Annotated in this window: 18 protein-coding genes; 6 read left to right on the top strand and 12 right to left on the bottom strand. The window is 38.7% G+C overall.

Annotated features, from left to right (window positions below; translation table 11 throughout):
• Nucleotides 1-237 precede the first annotated feature (237 nt).
• The 4 genes from CK510_RS01850 to CK510_RS01865 form a co-directional block, all read right to left on the bottom strand.
• Entirely contained in the window at nt 238-1,047 is an 810-nt protein-coding gene (locus CK510_RS01850; protein WP_095720063.1) for a TPM domain-containing protein, read from the bottom strand.
• Nucleotides 1,048-1,453: 406 nt separating this feature from the next.
• Nucleotides 1,454-2,059: a DUF948 domain-containing protein gene (locus CK510_RS01855; RefSeq protein WP_095720064.1), complete on the bottom strand. Its 606-nt coding sequence runs from the start codon at nt 2,057-2,059 to the stop codon at nt 1,454-1,456.
• 21 nt (nt 2,060-2,080) lie between these two features.
• The gene (locus tag CK510_RS01860; RefSeq protein WP_095720065.1) at nt 2,081-2,434 is read right to left on the bottom strand and encodes a YtxH domain-containing protein; all 354 of its coding nucleotides are present in this window, start codon (nt 2,432-2,434) and stop codon (nt 2,081-2,083) included.
• 131 nt (nt 2,435-2,565) lie between these two features.
• Nucleotides 2,566-2,880 (bottom strand): hypothetical protein, encoded by a 315-nt coding sequence (locus CK510_RS01865; RefSeq protein WP_095720066.1) that lies wholly within the window; start codon nt 2,878-2,880, stop codon nt 2,566-2,568.
• A gap of 1,158 nt (nt 2,881-4,038) precedes the next feature.
• Between CK510_RS01865 and CK510_RS01870 the strand changes: the two genes are divergently transcribed.
• Together CK510_RS01870 and CK510_RS01875 are read left to right on the top strand one after the other, a co-directional pair.
• Nucleotides 4,039-4,617 carry a Uma2 family endonuclease gene (locus CK510_RS01870; protein ID WP_245911805.1) on the top strand — a complete coding sequence of 193 codons (579 nt, stop codon included), beginning with the start codon at nt 4,039-4,041 and terminating at the stop codon, nt 4,615-4,617.
• A 162-nt stretch (nt 4,618-4,779) separates the two neighbouring features.
• Nucleotides 4,780-5,826: a pentapeptide repeat-containing protein gene (locus CK510_RS01875; protein WP_095720068.1), complete on the top strand. Its 1,047-nt coding sequence runs from the start codon at nt 4,780-4,782 to the stop codon at nt 5,824-5,826.
• A 79-nt stretch (nt 5,827-5,905) separates the two neighbouring features.
• Here CK510_RS01875 and pth read toward each other — a convergent pair whose 3' ends face one another.
• The 3 genes from pth to psbH form a co-directional block, all read right to left on the bottom strand.
• On the bottom strand, nt 5,906-6,556 hold the full coding sequence (gene pth / locus CK510_RS01880; RefSeq protein WP_095720069.1) for an aminoacyl-tRNA hydrolase: 651 nt from the start codon (nt 6,554-6,556) through the stop codon (nt 5,906-5,908).
• 115 nt (nt 6,557-6,671) lie between these two features.
• Nucleotides 6,672-6,920: a TatA/E family twin arginine-targeting protein translocase gene (locus tag CK510_RS01885; protein WP_095720070.1), complete on the bottom strand. Its 249-nt coding sequence runs from the start codon at nt 6,918-6,920 to the stop codon at nt 6,672-6,674.
• 300 nt (nt 6,921-7,220) lie between these two features.
• Nucleotides 7,221-7,424 (bottom strand): photosystem II reaction center phosphoprotein PsbH, encoded by a 204-nt coding sequence (gene psbH, locus CK510_RS01890; RefSeq protein WP_095720071.1) that lies wholly within the window; start codon nt 7,422-7,424, stop codon nt 7,221-7,223.
• Nucleotides 7,425-7,535: 111 nt separating this feature from the next.
• On the opposite strand from psbH, the gene psbN reads away from it, so the two are divergent.
• Entirely contained in the window at nt 7,536-7,667 is a 132-nt protein-coding gene (gene psbN / locus CK510_RS01895) for a photosystem II reaction center protein PsbN (protein WP_095720095.1), read from the top strand.
• A gap of 51 nt (nt 7,668-7,718) precedes the next feature.
• On the opposite strand, the gene CK510_RS01900 is transcribed toward psbN, so the two are convergent.
• Entirely contained in the window at nt 7,719-11,096 is a 3,378-nt protein-coding gene (locus tag CK510_RS01900) for an alpha-mannosidase (RefSeq protein ID WP_095720072.1), read from the bottom strand.
• A gap of 269 nt (nt 11,097-11,365) precedes the next feature.
• Here CK510_RS01900 and CK510_RS01905 point away from each other — a divergent pair, with 269 nt between their 5' ends.
• Nucleotides 11,366-12,913 carry a hypothetical protein gene (locus CK510_RS01905; protein ID WP_095720073.1) on the top strand — a complete coding sequence of 516 codons (1,548 nt, stop codon included), beginning with the start codon at nt 11,366-11,368 and terminating at the stop codon, nt 12,911-12,913.
• Between the two features lie 88 nt (nt 12,914-13,001).
• Here CK510_RS01905 and CK510_RS01910 read toward each other — a convergent pair whose 3' ends face one another.
• The 3 genes from CK510_RS01910 to CK510_RS01920 form a co-directional block, all read right to left on the bottom strand.
• Nucleotides 13,002-15,788 (bottom strand): zinc-dependent metalloprotease, encoded by a 2,787-nt coding sequence (locus CK510_RS01910; RefSeq protein ID WP_095720074.1) that lies wholly within the window; start codon nt 15,786-15,788, stop codon nt 13,002-13,004.
• Between the two features lie 186 nt (nt 15,789-15,974).
• Nucleotides 15,975-18,605, bottom strand: coding sequence for a DUF3769 domain-containing protein (locus tag CK510_RS01915; RefSeq protein ID WP_095720075.1), 2,631 nt, complete (start codon nt 18,603-18,605; stop codon nt 15,975-15,977).
• 299 nt (nt 18,606-18,904) lie between these two features.
• A complete protein-coding gene (locus tag CK510_RS01920) occupies nt 18,905-19,021 on the bottom strand; it encodes a photosystem II reaction center protein I (protein ID WP_095720076.1) in 117 nt (38 codons plus the stop codon).
• A gap of 861 nt (nt 19,022-19,882) precedes the next feature.
• Here CK510_RS01920 and CK510_RS01930 point away from each other — a divergent pair.
• Together CK510_RS01930 and ilvC are read left to right on the top strand one after the other, a co-directional pair.
• Nucleotides 19,883-21,184, top strand: a complete 1,302-nt coding sequence (locus CK510_RS01930) for a glycosyltransferase family 4 protein (protein ID WP_095720078.1) — start codon at nt 19,883-19,885, stop codon at nt 21,182-21,184.
• A gap of 106 nt (nt 21,185-21,290) precedes the next feature.
• Nucleotides 21,291-22,286 (top strand): ketol-acid reductoisomerase, encoded by a 996-nt coding sequence (gene ilvC, locus CK510_RS01935; protein ID WP_095720079.1) that lies wholly within the window; start codon nt 21,291-21,293, stop codon nt 22,284-22,286.
• Between the two features lie 237 nt (nt 22,287-22,523).
• On the opposite strand, the gene CK510_RS01940 is transcribed toward ilvC, so the two are convergent.
• Nucleotides 22,524-22,745, bottom strand: coding sequence for a hypothetical protein (locus CK510_RS01940; protein ID WP_245911806.1), 222 nt, complete (start codon nt 22,743-22,745; stop codon nt 22,524-22,526).
• Nucleotides 22,746-23,360 lie beyond the last annotated feature (615 nt).

Below are 23,360 nucleotides of genomic sequence, written 5' to 3' on the forward strand. Positions count from 1 at the left end.
CCCTCCCCCCTCCTGAATCAAGGCACAGTTCCTCGCAAATAGCATTCCCAGCCAGAGACTGGGAACGAGATATGACACAAAAATGGTACGAGCCAAAAGCGTCAAAATTCCATCAAAGTCAACAGCCTAGGCTGGAGCCTGTTAACGAGAGGGTGAGGGTCTTTACCCCTCAACAATTAGCCAACAGTATCCTTAGTAAGGGGAGAGGTTGGAGAGGGGTTCTATATTAGTTAAATTTTAAGACTCCGCATTAGAAGGAGGTCGTCCAAAAACCGGTGAAAGAAAAGAAACAATAGCACCCATTCCGAAACCTGCAACATTGCGAACCAAAGGCAACCATTCCGAAGTTCGCGTCACAACTGGTCCAATACCAAAAGCTAAAAATAAAATCCCCCATAACGGCGAAAGAATCAATGCCCACTGCCAAGCAAAAATCTCTCCTTCCTTACGTGGTTGTGCTGCAAAACCACAAATGACACCACCAATAGTCGAACTAATCAAAGTCAAAATCCATTGTTCCCGTGGAAGCCCTGGTACGACGCTACAACCACCTTTCAGCAAACAACCCTCAACAGTCTTCAATGTATCAAGAATTGCTTGGTCTTCGCCATTTTCGCGCACATAGTACAAATTCCCAAACCGGGTTTGCAGTTCAATCCAAAAGGTGCGAGATAACAAATCGTATACGGAGTCACCAACGCTAAAGCTGAGAATATTACCCCCACGGGCATCAGCCACAAGCAAAATACTCTTATCATCCAAACCCCAAAAATTAATCACTGCTCGACCAGGACTTTTTTCATACTGAGTTAATACCCGCAATTTCCAACCAGTTTCCTCCTGAAAATTATTCAATTCCTTAATCAAGTTATTTTCTTGTATATCGGTAAGGGTTTTAGCTAAATCGACAACTGGGGTTGCATGATCTGGTAATAAATCTGGGTTGTCATAGGCATAAGCTGGGGTTGGTTGTGTTATCCAAATTGAACCAGCCAAGAAAAATACCGCCAAAAATGCCAGAATTCGCCGCCAAAAACAGTTTTGCATGGATTGTATATATATAAATCTAAACAGTAATTACCATCAGCTCGTTTTAAAAGCTTAGAAGAAAAGAGACACATCGTTACACTTTTTAACTTTAATCTAATCTTGGCAACGAAAGCAAAGGGTTTCTACCGACTTCTGGATGATTTTTTCAAAAAAAGGCAGTTTTCTGAGTGGTAGATGTCAGATTTAGAACTATTGCGATCGCAACAGTTTTTTGAGGAATTCAGGGAAAGTCGAAAAATCCAGGTTTGAAATCGTTGTGGTGTCGCAAAGTGAATCAATAGTGAGTTTGAAACAGCTTTTGCCCAAATTATGGTAGGGGCAAACGGTTGTTTGCTCTTATTTCTGCGATTCTAGTAAAGCTGAAAAATCCAGGTTTGAATAGCAGAATCCTTAAATTCATCAACTAATCAGAATCTTCCCAATCATCACCAACAGAAGGTTTCATTGATTTAGGATGCACCTCTTGATCGTCAAATTGACCATCATAACCATTAACCCAACTAACAGATTCTTCATATGTATCCCCATTACGATACATCTCATCCGCAGAACGACGACTTTCTTGACGGTATTCCCAGTCATCCCGTGCAGGTAATGGTGATTTTTGATTAGAAGGATATCTTTCATTGCTTCGCTTGACAGGTTTCGCTCTCGTAAAACTTTTCCAAGCAGCTTTAACCCCAACAAACAAACTACGAGTTCCAACTTGAACATTTTGCGCTTGCTGACGGGCAGAATCTAAACTGCGATCGACTTGCTTAACAACCTGCCCCGCACTTTTAACACCTTCACTGACATCATCCGTTAAATCGGTAATTTCCAAACTCGTCATCCGAATTGCATCAAGGGTAGGTGGTAATTCTCGCGATATAGTATCGAATAACTTTTCAGCACTGCGAGCTGCACGTGCTAATTCCTGCAATACTGGTATGGCAGCTACTAATAACGCAGCCAAACTAATCGCAACAAAAAGTAGGGATAATCCCAGCCAAAACAGGGGTTCAGTCACAGTGATGCAATTACCTAAGTATTAACTATCTATATGCTGAGGCAGATTATCAGAATCCAAGTCTTCTGAAATATTTTCCCTTGCCATTGCTTGCCGATCGCGTACACTCGCTTCAATGCCAGCTGCGATCGCATCTTTCAACCTATCTAATGTATCATCCCAATTACGCAAGGCTTGTGTCGAAATTCTGTCAGCCTGAATTTGTACGCTTGTCGATAAATCTTCAGCCAATTCTGGGAGCGCATTTGCTGATTTTTTCAGTATTTGACGTGTTTCTCGTCCAGTACGTGGTGCTACCAATAAACCTGTTAAGGCTCCTATTGTAGCTCCCAACATTAAACCACCAAAAAACTTTCCAGAATTATTATTAGACATCCTATTCCTCCGTCTCTTATACCCATTCTATGCGGGTTTAAACACCTTGCAAAACCCAAAGGCATATTATTCCATTTAGCTAGTCTGACATTGAATCAAACCCAAAAGTTGCAGAATATAAGCTCCACTCCCTAATTCAATAGCTTTAATTTGCCAAAATAACGGGAATACAACTGGTACATGAACAATAACAAGCTCAAAAGCTGCCGTATTTGCTGAATTTGCAGTTCCAATACTTGATTGCGTAACCGCAAATTAGAAATGTTGCCCTGTCGAACATATAAAAAACCTGGTGCTTTTGAAAGAACCACATTAGTGCTACGTTCGGCTACTAATAGAGCATTTGCAGCATTTGTCAGCAACTTTCGTAGTCGCAACAATCGCCAAGCTGCATAGAGCAACATTAGCGAAATTAAGATATTGATAACAATAACTAACTCTACCATTGCTTGCTTTCTATCCGATTAAGTACCTTACACAAACTTTATATTCTTGGCAAACCTGTATCTCTAAATCTACGGAGAAAGATTGTCAAAAAATCATGAACCATTGTTCCGAACTAGGGTATATACGTAAGTATACTCAGTCAGTACTTGTTATTTTGTTACGTAATTGAACTTATCTGTTAAAAAATATACCTTTTTCTCCCATAGTATTTAACAACGTGAAGAATATTTTATTATATTTTTTTGATGAAATAGAGGTATAAATACTTGCGTCATCAAAAATGAAATGTAAGTATTAAATCGTTTAATGGATTTAATCCACCATATGAACCTAAGTATTATTTATCCCATAGGGTACACTCAAGATGGTTAAAATTTCTACTTTCTAGTCCTAAGAATTAAGTTTTTCAGCCTTTCCCCATTATCGCTAAGAGCATTTTTACACTAATTAGAGAGAGATTTAATTCAAACTTTGAACTGCTGACCGTATGGTTTAAATTCAAGGTTAGCAAAATGATTACCAGAATGGGTTATATAAACGTTAAGTTTAGGCATCAAATATCGTTTAAGATTAAAGTCTTTGTGTTTTTTTAAAGATAATTCTACGAATATATTCGTAGAAACACATATTGAGCTACTAACTTTCACCAACAACTAGTCAAACTGAAAAATGATAAGCATTATAAAATCCATTACACAAAATCTCAAATTCATCCTCAAGTAGGTTTGTGTAATGGTCGAATAGCATCATGCTAGTTGTATTGAATCGAGATAAAAATTACAAGTTTCCCTCAGCTAAACTGCGAACTTCCCGCAAAGAAGTTCGCTTTTTCTTAGGATTTAGGGACTTCCAGAAAATAAAATATCCCAATTATATAATTATCAATCATATCATTAGTAGGGGCTGGGTATCCCCGCCCCTTATATATTGGGACTCTTAGATTCTTAGTTATTACCATAGGATTCGTGAGAGAGGAAGAAATATTTAACAAACAATCATAATTATTAATCAAACTTAAAACTAAGTAATTGTGGCAATATATAAAACTTTAATGTAGATCGATCGATACATTGGATATTTAACCCTGAATATAGGTAAGATTAAATGTAATCCTGTTAACTAAAGTTGGCAAATATATGGACACTGAGAGTCTAAATATGTTTACTGCGGAGAGTTTAAGCGACGAAGAGTTTCACAAACTATGGGTAGCAAATAAACAGTGTCAATTAGAACTCACTGAAACAGGAAAATTAGTGATTATGCCGCTTGATACTTATGGAACTAGTCTCATCAACTCAGAGTTAATAGCTGAATTAGCTAATTGGAATCATTACAAAAAAGCAGGATATGTATTTTCTGCGACGACAGAATTTCATTTACCCAATGGAGCTTATCGTTGTCCTGATATTTCCTGGATAGTCTTGGAACGGTGGCAAGCATTGTCACCATCTGAACAAAAGCGTTTTCCTCCCCTTAGTCCTGATTTTGTTGTGGAAGTTGGATACCCCGCAGTCGAGGAAATGCGGGAAAAAATGTGCGAGTATCTGGAAAATGGGACTCGTTTGGGTTGGTTTATCGATTTGCTAGCATCGCGAGTAGAAATTTATCGGGTTGCGTCTGAAGTTGAAATCATTAATTTTTCATCAGATAAAACACCAATACTTTCGGGAGAGGATGTGATGCCGGGGTTTAATTTGGATTTGAGTTTGATGTTAGGGAAGAGAAATTGGGGGTAATGTATTCTTGGTATTCCCTTACGCAATAAAAGCAAACCCGCAAAATGCGAGATTTATTCCTTCACCATAAAGATTAAAATCCTTGTAAATGTAACAATTCGGCTAGGATTTTACTAGCAATATATATCAAAATTCCAGGGTATGTAAATTTACAACCCTGCTATGGCTGCTAAGGATTTCTCTGGTCAAAATGTACTCGGTCAACTTTTTCGCGGTCAAAACCTTAGAAACGCTGACTTTAGCAACGCTATTATTCGCATGGCTGATTTTCGTAATGCAGTTCTAAAAGAGGCTAATTTTCAGGGTGCAATTCTCGAACAAGCAGATTTACAGTTTGCTGACCTCCAAGCAGCCAACCTCCAGCAAGCAAAGTTACCATTTGCCAATCTCCAAGGTGCAAATCTCCAAGAAGCGTCACTAATTGAAGCAATGCTTCAAAGTTGTAATCTTCAACAAGCTGACCTCCAAAAAGCTGATTTACAAAAAGCCAAACTTTCATTTTCCAACCTCCGTCAAGCAACGCTCCAGGATGCAACACTAATACGTGCTGACCTTCAACAAGTAAATCTCGAAGAAGCAATGCTCCAACGTGCTGATCTTCAGCAAGTAAACCTGCAAAAAGCCAAGCTTAGGGAAGCTAACCTCCAACAAGCAAACTTACAACAAGCGAATCTTCAAGAAGCAACACTCCAAAAAGCTAACCTCCAGCAAGTTAATCTTCAACAAGCTAACCTCCAACAAGCAAACCTCCAAAAAGCTAATCTCCAACAAGCTAATCTGTTATTAGCTGACCTCCAGCAAGCTAAACTTGAAGGTGCTAACCTACAACAAGCCAATTTACAACAAGCAACGCTCCAAAGTGCTGATTTACAAAATGCGGATTTGCAAAGTGCTGACCTCCAGCAGGCTAAACTTCAATTTGCTAACCTCAGAGGAGCAAGCTTTCAACAAGCAAACCTCCAAAGAGCGAATTTTCAGAGTAGTAACTTAGAAAATGCTGCCTTTCAGAGTGCAAACCTCCAGCAAGCAAAACTCCAATTTAGCAATCTTCAAGGTGCTGATTTGCAAGGTGCTGATTTGCAAGATGCTGATTTACACACGACTGACCTGCGGGGAGCTAAGTATTTGACCACAGCACAAATCCAAGCCGCGAAAAATTGGGATAAAGCTATATATAGCGACGATTTTCGCAAGCAACTTGATGGGTGAATTGAAATACATTTTTATCGCGCAGAGGCGCAGAGAAGAATATGAGAGTATGAGAGTGTGGTCGAAATAGATTGAATGTCTAATCTGGTTCTGTGGGGGTAGTAATAGTAATAGTTTTGCTGTTGCATCGGTTCATTGCTTTTTCGACACCTTGTTTGAGGGATAGTTCGATGCATTCCACGACAAAATCAAGTACGTCATTCATTAATTGAGTTTCGGCAACGTTAAATTTACCTAATACGTGGGAGATGCTTCCAGTGTCTTCGACTTTTTCGTTTTTTGGTCTACCAATACCGATGCGTAATCTGGGAAAATTATCTGTACCCAAATGCGCGATCGCACTTTTCATCCCATTATGTCCACCAGCTGAACCCGATAGCCGCAATCGTGTTTTTCCTAATGGTAAATCCATATCATCATAAATTATTAAGACGGATTCTGGTTGTAGTTTATACCAATTCATGACGGCGTGAATTGACTGTCCCGAAAGATTCATGTAGGTTAAAGGCTTTAATAGACGGACTTTATTACCCTTAGTAGCAGAACCTTCACCGTATTCTCCCTGAAATTTACGATTTTCTGATACATTTATTTTCCAAGCATGGGAAAGTGCATCGACAGCAGCAAAACCGATATTGTGGCGTGTGCGATCGTATTTTGGTTCTGGATTACCTAACCCGACTATTACTTGGGGAATTACTAGAACTTTTTTAGCAGCTGTTTCCGTCATCTGAAAATATTTAAATTGGTTAATGATTAGAAGAGACGACCCGCCGAGTCGTCTGTACGGGAGTTGGGAGTTAGGAATTATTTCACCATTATCCTCTTTTTACCCATTATCTAATTTAAACTTCTTCCTTCTGTGCTGATTCAATTTGCTTTGGTTCAATTTCTGCGGTAGTCTTGACAGCTTCTTGTAACTGTGTAGCTTCTTTTTGGAATTCGTCTTGAAATTCGCGGGAAGCATCTTGGAATCCACGAATTGCTTTACCCACACTTTTACCTATTTCCGGTAATTTTTTTGGACCGAAAACTAGTAATGCAACTACCATAATTAGAGCCATTTCTGGCAAGCCAATACCAAAAAAATTCATAATTCTCTCCTATAGATTTAAATATCATGCCAGCCAGATAGTACTATAAAATCATATATACAGAAGATTCCAGATAGATGAAGTACACTTTCTAAACGTGAAAACTCCTAGAAACGAGACATGTCACGTCTAGTCTATATATTATTTCCCATATTTCTAATCATAAATTAAAAAACCCGGTTTTTCCGGGCTACATTTATGCTCAAAACAACTAAAAAGTAGAGTTTCAGCGAGATTTCTCCCCATTAAGCATAACGGGGAGAGAAATTCTATGTTTAAAGCATTCTCGCTGTATTAGAGTTAACTGCCTAAGCTACGCCAATCAACTAATACATCTTCAATTACAATGCTCTTGTTATAGACTTGCAGGATAATAAGCAAGAAAACGAAAAACAGCCCAATAAAAACAGCCATGACGGGTGTTGTACCCCAGCCAGGAGCCACTTTACCATATTCAGAATTTAAAGGTCTGAGAATATCTCCCAACCATGTCCGTTGTGCCATAGTTCACCTAATATTGATTGCCGAACCAGTTTTAATTTTCTGTAATATTCTATAAGAATAGCACTCATCAACCATCAGTTAAATATGGAACTCGCAACATCTCTTAGCAATTTGGAACCCGCAACGGTAATGATTCTCTCTGTAAGTGCCGTAGTCGTTGCTGTAACCGTAATGTCTATCTACTTGTCGTTTGGTCCTCCTTCCAAGCAACTTGCAGACCCTTTTGATGACCATGAAGATTAAATATTAGGAATTGGGGTAATTCCCAATTCCCAATTCCCAATTCCCAATGTCCTATCCCTTATGCCTTCTCATCTTAAAACTAACGACTTTCCAAGGCTGAATTGTGAAGTTTTGTTGATTAGATGAGAATGAAGGTGTGGGAATAGGGCGTTCAAGTAAATCTACTTGTGTTTCTAAGGTGTAACCGAAATCACTGTGAAGGTGCATTTCGGCGGTTTTGCCCTGACATTCATAACATCGTATAATGATGGCTTCTGGGTCGTCTTCGGCTGGTTTGAATGCCATTAATATCACGTTTTCGGCGGATAGGTTTAATAAACTAAAGCTGTCTTGGATGGGGTTGGGTTTTTCGATACTGTTTATTGCGATCGCAATATTCCCATCTGGTTGTGATTGTTTGGAATTTTTCTCGGTATTTTCCCAATTTTCACAATTTAATACCTGTAGGGGCAGGTTTAATTCATATCCTCGTCTTACTGTTTGCGCTTCTTCCCAGCTACCTGCGTGGGGATATAGGGCGTAAGTAAATTCGTGGATACCTTTATCGGCTTCGGAATCGGGGTATTCTGTTCCTCGCAGTAATGTTAATCGCAGTTGGTTTGGTGTTGCGTCATAGCCGTATTTACAGTCGTTGAGTAAGCTAACACCATATTTTTGGTGGTTATTTTCTTTCCCATTTTCCCATTCCCCATTTTGAGTTAAATCTGCCCATCTTAATGCTGGTACTTCCCATTTCGCTTTTTCTTCTGGGGTTTGGGGTTTGGTGGTACGAGGAATGGCTCCACAGGGAATTTCGTAGGTGGCAAAGCCGGATTCTATCGTTAGGGGAAAGGCTGCTTTGACTATGATGTGACGTTCTTGCCAGTCTACTTTGGTGACGATTTTCAGGAGGGGGGAATTTGTTACCAGGATGTAATCTTGTTGGAATTGCGATCGCTCTATTTGCCGAATCACTCGCAGGCTGGTTTGAATTTGCCCTTGCTCTAGGAATTCGATTGATTTTAGTTCTGAGAAGGGAAGGGGATGTTGAGCGTAGTTTGGATCGATGTTCCATGCATCCCAATATTGACCACTATCTGTAAATGCTTGGAGTTGATTTCCCTTTCCGTTGAGGATTTCTTTGTTATTAATTAGGTCAAATATGCTAGTTAAATCTCCTGTTTTCTCGTCTACAATTACTCGCAAAAATTCGTTCTCTATGGCAATTTTTTCGGGAGTTAATGTTATTTGATTTTTTGAAAATAAAATGCTATCGTTATCTTGGGCTACCCTATTGGGATTTTCTGAATTATTCAAGCAGAGCCAAAATATTTTATACCCAATTGCTGGAATGTTTTCCGCTAGGAATAGGAGTTTTGAGGGTTTACTGATTTGGGAAGGTATGATTTTTCCATCAGTGGTAAAGATACAAGGGTTAGTGGTTTGATTAGGTAAGTCGATGATGACGACTTGGGAGCGTTGCCAGTTGAGGGAATTGAAGATGAAAATCGGTTTTGCGTCGGGATGGGGAGGTTTTGGGAGTCGCTTCGGGATAATCGCATTTAATGAGTCTTGTAAAATTCGGGTTCCAATGGTTTGGATTTCCTGCCATTCTGGTAATGTGTCGGTATAGACTTCTGTGATGGAGGAACCGGGTAGAATATCGTGGAATTGGTTAAATAAGAGTTTTTTCCAGCATTTTTCGAGTTCTGAGTGGGGATATTCTAGATTAGAGGCGATTTTTGCCCAAGTTGCGAATAATTCCGCCTCATACAAAAGGTTTTCGCATTTACGGTTCAAGCTTTTTTGTTCGCCGTGGGTAGTAAAGCAACCGCGATGGAATTCGAGGTAAAGTTCGTCGTTCCAGGTTGGGAATTGGGAAGATGGGGAAGATGGGAGAGACGACCCACCGGGTCGTCTGTACGAAGGAGAAGGGGGAGATGAAAGATTATTTAATTCTTCGATTTCTGTTTCTTCCTGTTTCTCAATTACCCATTCCCCAATTTTTTGAATATGACGTAAATAATTTTCTGCGGTAGTAAATTCTAATTCTGGGAAAAACTGAGATTTTTGCCAACGTTGGGCTATTTCTAGCATATCACGAGTAGGTCCACCGCCGTGGTCGCCGACTCCGGGAAGCCAAAGTGCATCGGGAATATGGGTTTGGGTTTGCCATTCGCAGGCATATGCAGCCATTTTCAAGGGGTCAATACCTTCACCAATGAGTGCTGACATGTAACTAAATATTTGACTACCATCGGGAGATTGCCACCAAAAAGCACCGTGGGGAAATTTATTTGTGTCATTCCAACGTAGTTTTTGGGTGACAAAGTATTCGATTCCAGCTTGCTGCATTAATTGGGGTAAAGTCCAACAGAAACCAAAGGTATCGGGAACCCAAATAATAGGTGAAATTATACCGAATTTTTCTTGGGTATAGCGTTGTCCATAAAGTAATTGTCTGACGATGGATTCCCCGGAAATTAAATTTAAATCGGGTTCGATCCAGAAACCACCGAGAACTTCCCATTTTCCGGTTTTGACTTTGGCTTGAATTTTTGTGAATAAGTCGGGACGATTTTTTTCAATCCATTCATATAAAGCTGGTGTGGAATGGCAGAAAGTTAATTCGGGGAAGTCTTCTTGGAGGTTTAAGACTGATTCAAAGGTGTTTTGTGCTGCTTTCCAAGTTTCCTCGACTTGCCATAACCATGCCATATCGAGATGTGCATGTCCTAATAGGAAGATTTTGGTATTTTCCCAATTCTGTGGGATTTTAGAGAGGTTTGCTAATACTTTTTTGAATAATTCTGGATTTTCTGTGGTTGTGTGGTTGGTTATCTCTTCTACAGAGGAGGCTAAAATCGGCAAATTTTCAGGAGCAAAAGTCTCTAGATACTTTTGAATTACAGCAATCTCATCAGCAATAAATCCAGCATCGAGGGAATTATTATTGGTGTTTTCGTAGAGAAGATGCGATCGCATTAATGCTCCATTGTCATGTGCTGGAGTTATTAACCGCACTGCAACAGTAAATTTGTTTCCGGGGGTTACAGCATGGGAAAGTAGTACCCGTGGGGAAAAATCGAATAAATCTCCGGCTGCTGCAAGTTTACCATTTACATATACCTGTGCTGTATCTGCCCACCATATAAGGGCTAATCGTAATGATAAATCTTGTAATGGGTAACAGGAATGTAGATTTTTAGATACTACAATAGTTTGTGCTAGCCATAATACCTTACGTCCTTTGTCTCTGGGTATATGTGCTTTTTCGTTGAGAATAGCCAATTCCCAAGTTGATATATCTGAAGCAAAAACTTCGTCGGGGGGGAAATCAACTTCAGAATATCGCCAAGTATTTTGGATATCGACTTGGCAGTGCGATCGCAGTTGCTCGATTGCTGCGATTATAGATTTAGTATTGGGTGTAGATACGAAAGATGTCATATTTCAGCTAATATATTTTCGTTACTAGGCATGATTGTTGGGTGAATGGCTCTGACTAAATCCAAATTCATCAATGACAGTGTACCGTGTGTTTATTTAAGTTGATTGTAGTTTCGTTAGCATGGTAGATAAAAAAAGAAGCCAAAGTCCTATCCTATAAGCTTTTACTGCTAATATTGCGATTACGGAAAAGCTAGTTTCAATCTACATTGTATTGTTTGATACTCGAAAAGCTAGATTAATTCAACATCTAAAATCTAAAATCCATTATGCCTTTTGCCTCTGGACGTTATCAAAGTAGATTGTTCAATTTCCTTCATCGTCGATCGCAAAAATTGAGCGATCGCGTTGGACGAACTTTGCGACAGGTGAAAGTTACGGCAAGTTGGTCTGTACAAGCAATTATTTATCCGGTATTTGTTCTCATTCAAAAAGCTGTGGAATCTTCGGGTAAGCAATTTTCAGGAAGTCAGCCGAGCAACCAGTCTTTTTTGGATGGTAATGTTGATGATACAGAATATAGTCTTAATTCGGATATGGCAATTATTAGGGTGTTGGAAACTGTTAAGAATTTGCCTTCTCGACAAATAGGGTTAGATAAATTAAGTAAAATTCAGAATATTCGCGAAATTTCAGTTACGGGAATCGCAACGAGTTTGGAAAGTCGCAGATTAGTTCTTGTTGCTGAGAATAATGAAATTTTGGATATTTTAACTCCGCAACAACAAGTGCGATTGCAGGATAAGATTATTAATGAAGTTGCTGAATATTCGCATTCTTGGCAAGTCAGTCATAATCGGGTTGGAAAGGCAGATGAAAATCTCAATTTATTCCCAGAAATTGATCGTTTATTAAAAAAGATAACTGCTGGTAATAGGGGAAGTTTGAGGGAAGTAGCAGAAGTTAGAAGTGAAATTACAGCTTCTAATCATGAAAGTAAACTAGTTTCTTTAGAGTTAATAGATGCGACTGTGGCGAATTTAGAATTTAAGGCTTTAGTTCCTATTTCTCGTGCTGCTTTAAAGGTGAAAAATCAAAGTTTGAAGTTAATCGCAGTTATTCAAAGTAATTTTCAGGTATTTCTCTACGGTAAGGAAATTACCTCAACTCAAAATGCAAATTTAGATGTGTATGATTTGGATAATCAAGAGCGAAAAAATCGAGATTTAAGAATAAAAAATTTAATCAGGAAAGCGATAAATTACTTTTTTTATGACTCGACTGGATTCGATAGTAATTTTGGAAATAAATTATCTAACCATCAAACATCAGCAGGGAGTTTTCATCAAAGTCGAAAATTAAAGACTTTACCTGGTTATCGAAGAAACAAAGGAATAATTAGAGAAAATCAGATTAATGATCCTTGGTTGACGTTTGATGATTTATTTGCAGAAGATATCATTTTTGAAAGTGATGAAGAATATCAAATAGATAATCAAACTGAAAATCTAGGTTTACCTGGCAAAGTCAAAAAACAGAAGCTCTTAAATCAATATCAAACAGGGGGAAATTTAGCTACTACCAAAAAATCAAGTCAAACTTTATCACGATACGCTTTTAGTGAGAAGGGAAACTTAACGCAAGATAAATCTCGGGAATTAACTGTTTCTCCAGTTGATAGTCTTGAGTATGAAAGTGAGAGTAAAGGAATTCCAAATCAGGAACAAGCTGATTTTATTGAAATTCAAGCTAGCACTGTCAGCTATGATAAGCATCCATTGGAAATTATTCTCGAATGGTTGGATAGTTCGTTACTGTGGTTAGAGGAAGTATTTGTTAAGGTTGTTCAGTTTTTTCAAAATCTATTATTTAAGTAAATTACATTTTAGATGCTACCCTGCGGGAACGTGGAACGTACCTTCGTCAGCATGACAAAGGTTTATATTCTATCCGTTTTGAGTATAACTAATCTGATTGTAATTCAGCATTTAGTGCTTTGATAATCCGGGAATTGCTTTCTTCTAAATGTGCGAGAGTATATAAATCGAGATTTTTAGACTTTCTCAAAGTACTATAAATTGCTTTTTTTAGTTGACGTAGTTCATACCAGGCAATTGTACGTCCATCTTCAGGAACTTCCACTTTTCGCAGAACCATTTCTAGTAAAATATCTAGATATTCACGTTGAATTGCACGACGAATACTAGAAATTGATTGGGGTTTCTCCTTCTTAGCAATGAAAACTTCACTCCAAATACCACTTTGTAGAGTATTAAAGAGTTGGGGAATAGTCAAAGCATTATCAAGTGTCGTCTTCAATTCAATATCCAGTAACCGACTCAAACGTTCCCCCGCAAAAAGCGATCGCAATATTTGGCTTTGCATTTCAAAGATACGCTCATGTATGGGATAATCAAGTCGAGAAATGGGTATATAATTTCCCCAATGCTGCCATCTGGATGGTGCTAATTGATTGAGTAATTGTGGTGAAAAATTAAATGCATCTTCCGCAAAAACATAATCAACCAATTTCGATAAAGCTGTTTCTTGCTCTAATTGGGAAACTGGAACAAAACTATATTGAGTATTTTCACTAGTGTGATTGCGTGTAAAAGACTGCCCACCAATATACTTTACTAGTAGAAATGCATTGCGATCGTAATATCGAAAAATCCTATTAAATAGTACGCGCAAATTACCATAACTGTCACCCTGCAAAGGATAGCTTTTATCTAACCTTTCCCACATTAATCGAGCATTATCTAACTGCCATTGCGAGTAAAGCAAGACATCACTACTCATATCCCAAACATTCGCTAACGGGTTAATATCCCGGATATCCTCATCTGTTGCGTAAGATAATTCTGGTTCTGGAGATGCGATCGCAATTTCCTCTAAAAAATTCTTTTCTTCAGTGGGATTGATGGAATGATGGGGGGAATTTTGCTTATAACCGTATTTATAACCATAAGTAATTGCCCATTCGTCATAAGGACCAATAATTGTGGGAAAATAATCACCTTGCTGTATTCCCTGTGGTGCAATATTTACGGGTAAATAATCCATAATCGAACCTACCAATCCTTTTGTATGGGTAATTTCTGGATTATTTAATTCCTGCGGTGTTAACATTGTGCTACCGTGGAAGTTATGACGCAAACCTAAAGCATGTCCAACTTCGTGAGCGACAAGATAGCATAAGTATTCATGGATGTATTTATGAGTATCATGATTACTTGGTTTCCCATCTTCTAGAAGCGATAAAGATAATGCTCCCATCGCAGCTTGAAATGATAAATCTGCACCATAGCAAGAGTCATTATTCAAAGAATTATTAGTTTTCAAATAAGTTTTGAAATTGGTTTTTAAAAACCTTTGCTTTGTATTTTCTTGGCAAGAATAATTTGGATTATCTAAAGAATCCTCCTTCAAAGCAATAGAATTTCCCCTAATTAAAGCACGATATTCCGATTCAACCGAACGTACCATTCCCGCATCAATAATAATATCAGCATCTAATATTTCCCCCGTCAGTGGATTAACCCTTGTTAGTGCCCGTGCAAATCCAGCATCAAGGGAATTAAACCAGCGAATCGTATTGTAGCGTACATCTGCGGGATGCCAATCAGCATTATCAGGCATTTGTCGAACTGCGATCGCATTCTCAAATCCAGCTTTAGCAAATGCTTGATTCCACATCAAAATACCTTCTCGAATCCCATCTCGATATTCTAAAGGAACAGCATTTTCAATCCAGAAAATAATCTGTTTTTTAGGTGGAGATATCACTAATTCAGGATTTACTGGTTGCAAATTCCAGCGATTTATATAACGCACAAAAATATCATCTTTGTTTTGACTCGAAAAATCCTGAAATGCAGTAATAAAATATCCAACTCTGTCATCTGCAAGTCTGGGAATATAATTGTTGTTTTTTAATTTCTGTTCTGGTAATTGTGAAAAACTATAATGTACCGCTAAACTTATCGCTCGACTATCAGGTAAAGTCTCCAAAAAAGTTGCACCTTCTTGAGCAGAAAAACCATAATTTGAGTCAATTTCAACATTCAAAGGGAAACTATTAATATTACTCAAATACGACTTATTAGCATCTAATTGATAATCAGCATGAAGCGAATCTTTCAGCAACAAAGTTAACCCTGGAAAATCCTGCATTAATAATTCATCTAAATTCACCAAAATACTTTTATTATGGGGTTCAACACCAATGATTTCCAGTGAGTACAGTACAGAATCGCTAAATGAACGCTTGATAGAAAGCATTTCCGGAGCATTATTATCTGTACGGAATTTGACATTCTTAACAACAAATTGCAAGCGATTTTTAACAGGTTGAAAGTAAAACAAAAAATCTTGTAAAGGAAGTCCACTATAAATCCCACTTTCACCAATACCAGATTCCAAAGTCGCAGTCGCAATATAACTTTGGTTGAGTTGTTCCGGTTTAATTTCCATAAAAACTCCCCCTCTCTCTTCATCTTGATATTGATAAAGATTAAATAACCCCTCCAACTTCCGACTATCTTTAATTAACTTTTGATATCGTCGTAAATCTTCCTTTATCTCGATAAATTTTGTATCCGCGATCGCAATATTTTCAACAACTGGTTTAAATTCAATTTCTTGTATCTCTAACTGACTTGCAACTGCACAATTCACACCAAAAAAAACAAACAAACAACTATAAAGTAACAACCCGCAGACTGCTACTAACTCTCTCCAATATTTCATCTTCAGCCACTCACGCATCAAGCAGTTCATATATACAGATAAATGTATATACACCAGTTAAATATAATTAAATACAAATAGGATAGCGGTTTATCGTTTCTTGAATATATACCAATGTTACAAAATTGCAAAATAATTTGTTGATGTGGTTAAATAATTCAGGATTCAGGATTCAGAATTTAGATTCTACCTCTGTTCCACACCACCAACCGATTGACGAACCTCACTGCGATCGCTAAATGGATCGGTTCCTCCACTCCAATTAAAGTCACTGATACGGAAACTAATACCACCTAATTGCTGCACAGGATTGTATCGTAACGTTATCCCGTAAGTACGACGACTATATTCTAACGAATACTCAGTACTCAAACTATCACCATTATCCAGGTTTAACGACGTTTGAAATCCCAATCTAAATGGTCCATAGAGCTGCTGTATCAAGCCCAAATTCAGAATTTTATTGTCAACAGAGCGATCGAATAAAAATGGCGATAAACCGCTATTCAACCCCTGAGAATAACTAATATTAAAACCCGTATAATCCAAAAAAGGCTTAGAAAAATGACCAATTTGTCCCTGCAAACCAACCGTGGCAAATAAGGTATTCTGATTGCCCCCATTTGTATAATAACTTGTCGTCCCGTTTAGTTCTCCGTAAGTACTCAAATAAGGCACAACTGGATTCGGTGTATACCTTAATCCTTCATTTCGTGTAGCTGGTAGCCCTTTTCCAGTCCACAAAGGAACACCACCAAAGAGTTTCATATTCGCTTGCAAACGACCTAAAGAAATCCGGTCATTATCGCGACTCGTATTCAGTAAATCTAAACGGTCAGTATTCGCATTGATATATTGGGCACCAACTTGATAAGAAAGATTCAAACCGCTCTTACCCAAAGGTATAACCGGAGACAGCAAAACCCCACCCAAACTACTTTGAACTCGCTGGAATCCTAACGTTCCATTGTAAAGGCGATCGCGATAGCTATATTCTAAATTCAACAAATGGGGATTCTTATCTCCTAATGTCTGTTGATACCGCAAACTTGCCCGCAAGGAATCTTCAATTTGACTCAAATCTAGGCTATCAAAAATTGCATTCCCTTCCACACGACTTTTTGGACTGAGAACAGCATTAACCCGTGACTTCAAACCGAACCAAGACGCAAAATTACCGCTTCCAGTTACGGCTTTTTGAGCAAAAAGCTGAGGTGTAATACTTAACCTTGCATTCTCAGTACTGATTGGCTCAAACCCACGCTCAATGAATATACCACCGCGTTTGTCACCATCAAAACCAATCGTCGGAAATGGATTTGGGTCTCGTTCTCTACGGTCGATAATTTGTTGGTTTTTAGGAATGGGTATTGTTGTCCTTTGGTCAAATACTAAACGCTGTCCTTGGGTTCTGAGTCTATCTTCCAAAGGAGAAACTCGCGTTAGCGTCACTTTATCAGCGCGGATTTGTAATTCTGGAGGGGAAAATGGGTCATTTGTCAAACGAACATCCCGTGCTTGCCATCCACGGGGGAAAAAATCAATATGTGCGGCTTCAAATCTAACTCGTCGTACCTGTCCACCTTCTTTGGGAGTGGCAATGTTGCGTGCGTCTGCCCTACCACCAACATTGATATCCACACCCCCCGAACTGCTAACACCAGTTAAAGGTTGGTTTTGGCGAATGCGATCGCTCAATGGTTGACTTTGGACTCCAACTGTTGCACTTGGTGTTCCTGGTTGGGCAAATCCTAAATCAGTACCAGCCGAGGGAATAAATATTTCCCCACTACCAGCTTCGAGTTCACCGTTATCTTGAATAAAATTATATGTAAATTTTTGTCCCCGTAATACCTGATCGCCTCTTGTTAAAGCGACATTACCATCACCCACAGCAATCAAGTTATCCAAATTGACCTGCAAGCGATCGGCATCAACAACCGCACCATCAAACCTGACAACAACATTACCCTCTGCTGTGACTACCCGTCGTTTTTCGTCATATTCCTGGCGATCGGAAATTACTTCTACAACCCTTCTTGTTTGTTGTGGTGACTTAGTTTGTCCTGGTTGTGTAGTGGGATTTGATGGATTTGCTGGTGGATTGGATGGTGTGCTTTGCTCAAGTTCTCGTGATTTAAATTCAATCGTTGAAGGGAAATTTTGCTGTTCTTGGCTGTAAAAATCAACTTTTAAAGGTTGCTGGGTTGATGGGAAAGTACCAGAATTAAGTTGATTAGAATTACCACCAACAGAATTACCAGAATTACTCTTGACATTGGTTCGCTTCTGTGATTGAGCCAACTTTTGCACCAATACCTCTGCTTTTGGCTGGGATAAACTCCGGCTTTTTGTCAGGGTTTGAGTAATAATTTCCGGTGGTACTGTTGCAAAAGTAACATTTGTTTTACTAATATTAGTATCATTATTATTTTGCTCTACCGAATAACCAATCGATAGCGCTTCCCCTAGCGCTGCTGCATTTTGATTAACAATCTCAGGTGTAAACTCAGGTGGAAACTTTTCCGGTTGAGTTGGTTTAGCTAAGACTTCAGTAGATTGCTTGACCCTCGAAGGTATTTTTTTTGTGCTGACTTCGGCGTTTACTACTGAGGATTTTGTTTGATTTCGGCTAGGATTTGCCACACTCCCTTTGAGGGGAGCGGCAAGTTGAGATTGGTCTGGCGATTGAGTCGGCAAGCTAGAGAGATGACTTTCAGAAGAATTTCCAGATTCGGGTTTTTCAGATACTGATTTTTCAGCTTGTGAAACTTCACTAACAGTAGGGTTCGAGGGTGGGGGAATTTGATGGAGCATATTGCAACAGAACTAAGCGTATAGATAGCCGAATCCAAAGTCGGAAGCATAATGACCTGCATTTGAACTTCCGACTTGTAGTTTTGCCTAGCTTGTGGCAAACCGCCTAATTAGTATGCCTAATTATTAAGGCAGTGCCGTAGGCGAGGACATTGCCTGGAAAAGTTTCCGATTCCGGCAAATGTTGGTAGAGTTTCCCAGCTTCAACTTCCTGCGGCGCATCTTCGCACTACCATATTTTAAAGTGGGTATCTTATATCTCCCGCCTCCCTTTTCTTAGGGGACAATTGTTCTAGGAATTACTCGAAATCCCGACGACCAGGGTTACGAGCAGGGTCATTCGACAAGAATCCGAAGACAAACAGCAGGACAAATGAGGCAACAACTACATATACAACGATTTTTAAAGCCAACATGATTGATTCCTTTGGGTAACGCGCTATCGGTGCTTTATTTACTGCGATAAGCGAAGCTTAATGCCAAGGGCATATCGCAAAACACAGAAAATATAGCTCCTATATATTACCCAAATCTTGGACTTTTTTGGTGTATTTATTGTGTAATTGGGCATGGGGGAATACCAATTAACCAATAATAAATGACAGCGAAGTCAATCCAACATCCTTCTTCTTGTACTGAGCGACAGCGAATGTATCCAAAATCCTGTTAGCGGATGACCCTTGACAAACGACACATAATTACCACGACGTTTGTTAAAGACAGAGGTTTCCTAAACCACAAGAAGAAAAGCTCGCAATACAAATAAGAATACCAGTCTAATTGCAACTGCATCTTTATTTAAATTTCTTCCATTGGGGTGTTTGCTTTTTACTACTACTTGACTATACAGTAATGAAGTTGCGATTCAATGATTTATTTAATGCCATTTAGACACATGAGAATGACCAAAACCCCGGATTTCTGGTAGAAGGGTATCACATCAGGAGAGTTTATAAGTATTTATTCTGATTAAAACTCTGAAAAACACGTATATTCTTACGTACTAATACATTGTCTCTATTTGTTTTAAATGCTACGTTAGTCTCAGGACTTGCAGCTTTACCGCTTGGGTAAATAAAATTAGTTTTTCTACCTTTACAAATCGCACTGGCATAAGACTTTGCAATCATTGAGAACCCATTTACAGCATACATTCATAGCATTTAAAACTTTTAATTTATTCTTATTCTCTTCCACGGGGAAAATCTAATGATTGACTAAAGTGCATGAAAGTCAAGGCTTTCTAGCAGACTGAACCAAATTAACAAATCGCGAAAATGCACATTCTCATTTATTCCTACAACTACTATCCGGAGCCAATTGGGATTGCTCCCTTGATGACTGAATTGGCAGAAGGGCTAGTTGAGCAAGGTCATCAAGTCAGGGTAATTACGGGGATGCCAAATTATCCAGAACGGGAAGTTTACGAGGGATATAGGAATAAATGGTATGTTACAGAGCAAAGAAATGGTGTAACGATTCAGCGTTGTTTTTTGCGGATTAAGTCAAAGCCGAATTTAGTGGATCGGTTGTTGCTGGAATTGAGCTTTGTATTTAGCAGTTTACCGCAAGCTTTGAATGGATGGCGACCTGATGTAATTTTTGTCACTATACCCCCATTATTTGTCACCCTGCCTGCATTTTTTCTGGGTCGGTTCTATGGTTGTCCGGTAGTACTGAATGTACAAGATATTTTGACGGAAGCGGCGGAGAATGTGGGATTAATTCAGAATAAGTTGATGATTCGCGCTTTGTTAGAATTAGAGAAGTTTGCTTATAAAAATGCCCATTCTATTAGTGTAATTGCGGATTGTTTCATTGATAAATTAGTTAAAAAAGGTGTCGATGCAAGTAAAATTGCGCTGATATCGAATTGGGTGAATGTTGACTTTATTCGTCCTTTGCCAAAGTTAAATAACCCCTTTCGGATAGAGTCTAAATTAGAAGATAAATTTGTGGTGCTTTATTCAGGAAATATTGCTCTGACACAGGGTTTAGAAACTGCGATCGCATCTGCGGCATTATTAAGAGATATTCCCGAAATTGTGTTTGCGATCGTTGGTGAAACTAAGGCATTGGAGGAGTTGAGAAAGTGCTGTCGTAAATACAATACGAATAATGTGTTGTTGTTACCCTTGCAACCACGGGAAAAATTACCACAAATGTTGGCAGCAGCAGATTTGGGATTGGTTTTGCAAAAATGCAACGTTGTTTGCTTTAATATGCCTTCCAAAATTCCCTTATTATTAGCCAGTGGTTGTCCGATAATTGCATCAGTACCCAGTACCGGAACAGCCGCAAAAGCAGTTCGTCACAGTGGTGGTGGGATTGTGGTTGCACCAGAATCACCCAAATTACTGGCAGCAGCAATTTTGGATTTATACAAAAATCCAGCTAAAGCGGTGGAATTAGGCAAAAAAGGCAGAAAATTTGCTGTAGAGAAATATTCATTCGAGGATGCGATCGCAGAATACGAAGCACTATTTGCAGATGCTATAAACCGACCGTTCGCGAACGCAAAGCAAGTAGATGATTTGCAAATTATACCAAAACTAATAAGTGAAGCCAGTAATAAGTAGACACTAGGAAAAAGCAAGTAGATGAAAAAAAATAGTAAGGGTACTATTTTGCGGTAGAATCAAAAGCCTGAGTAAAACAGGTGCTTGCTGACTGGAGACGCGACTTATGGCTCGGATGTATTATGATACAGATGCAAATTTAGACCTTTTAGCTGGAAAGACGATCGCGATTATTGGTTATGGTTCGCAGGGTCATGCCCATGCGCTTAACCTTAAAGATAGTGGCATGAATGTAATTGTCGGGTTATATCCGGGTAGTAAGTCAGCAGTAAAAGCTGAAGCGGCAGGTTTAACCGTCAAAAGCGTTGCAGATGCCTCTTCATTAGCAGATTTCATTATGATTTTGCTGCCTGATGAAGTTCAAAGAACTGTCTATAAAGAAGAGATTGAACCCAATCTTCAAGAAGGTAATGTGTTAGCTTTTGCCCACGGATTCAATATTCACTTTGGGCAAGTTGTGCCACCAGCAAATGTTGATGTGGTCATGGTAGCACCTAAAGGACCTGGACATTTGGTACGTCGTACCTACGAACAGGGACAAGGTGTACCCGCATTGTTTGCTGTTTATCAAAATGCCAGTGGACAAGCACGAGACAAAGCAATGGCATATGCAAAGGGTATTGGTGGAACCCGTGCTGGAGTTTTGGAAACCACATTCCGTGAGGAAACCGAAACTGATTTGTTTGGTGAACAAGCTGTACTTTGCGGTGGTTTGAGTGCTTTAATCAAAGCAGGTTTTGAAACTTTAGTCGAAGCTGGTTATCAACCTGAATTGGCATATTTTGAGTGTCTGCATGAAGTCAAGTTAATTGTTGACTTGGTTGTTGAAGGTGGTTTGGCAACTATGCGTGATAGTATTTCCAACACTGCCGAATACGGTGATTATACTCGTGGTCCCCGTATTGTCACTGACCAAACTAAAGCCGAGATGAAAAAAGTTCTCTCGGAAATTCAGTCTGGGCAGTTTGCACGGGAATTCGTTTTGGAAAACCAATCTGGAAAAGCTGGGTTTACGGCAATGCGTCGTCAAGAAGCTGAACATCCAATTGAGGAAGTCGGTAAAGATTTGCGAGCTATGTTTAGCTGGTTGAAAAAATCCTAGTACAGCTTGGCGTAAATATGCCTTTTAGGACTCGAATTTAGTCCTCTTTAGAGGACTTTCGCTATCAGATAGTTTATCACCTCTGGCGGGTTTGGTCTTCACAATAGTCGGTTTACTTGCGCCGTGCTGTACTAGTGTATCGAAAGGTTTGCATTAATTAAGCCGACCTACATAATTTTACTATCCTCTCCTTTTGGCAATATCCTAGAAGGAGAATTTTTTTATTTATCCATTCCCCTATTTTACCCCCTCAACTGCATCATTAGTTCGCTTGTAGGGGTCAGTTTTTGGTTGCCAAGCAGGAAACATCCCAATGACAAAACTATTGATAGATGTTCTAGTTTGGAAACTAGCTGTACTCAAGGGTTTTGGCAAAAAACTATCTCCAAAACCGATAAATATTAATCCTACTATGAACAACAATGTCATATTGGCTTTATTAAACAATTTATCCAACATTTGTAACCACACAAAATTTTAACTAATTGATTATTTTTTATTTCCTAGCTACTTTTGTTATAACTTGTTAAGTCGCAATATAGGACAATATATTATTGTTTTGCTTGTATAAGAAATAGCCAGTGATTATGCGAGTGTTATAAAAGGCTGTAATTCTAGCAGTATTTACTTACTTACTTACTTACTTACTTACTTCCATCCCGTGCTTTGATGTCGATGTGCAAATCCTTTGTCAAATACTCTCTACAATTCATTAACTCTTGTATCAAAAAGTTGATGTGCCAGTTGCGTAAATTCTGGTTAACTGAACCATATTGAAATATCAGGTTTCAGGTGAAGCATAATTCATTTTCATCAAATAATGAATCAAAAGTTTTATTAAAGATAAAGAAATCATAATTAAAATATAAAGATATCATAATATTAGGCATTTATATCAATACTTTTATTCTTATTTTGCAAAGTCTTTTTTCATATTCTACCTGAATAAAAGGCTGAAGAAAGAAACAATAATATCAGGATTACTAATAAGTTTATGTCAATACATATCTTTGCATAAAAGCACTGATAAGCTGACTCCAGTCACTCAAATGAACACTAATAAATTATACAGTG

Origin of the sequence: Brunnivagina elsteri CCALA 953 (genome assembly GCF_002289455.1) — a bacterium.
Lineage (GTDB): Bacteria > Cyanobacteriota > Cyanobacteriia > Cyanobacteriales > Nostocaceae > Brunnivagina > Brunnivagina elsteri.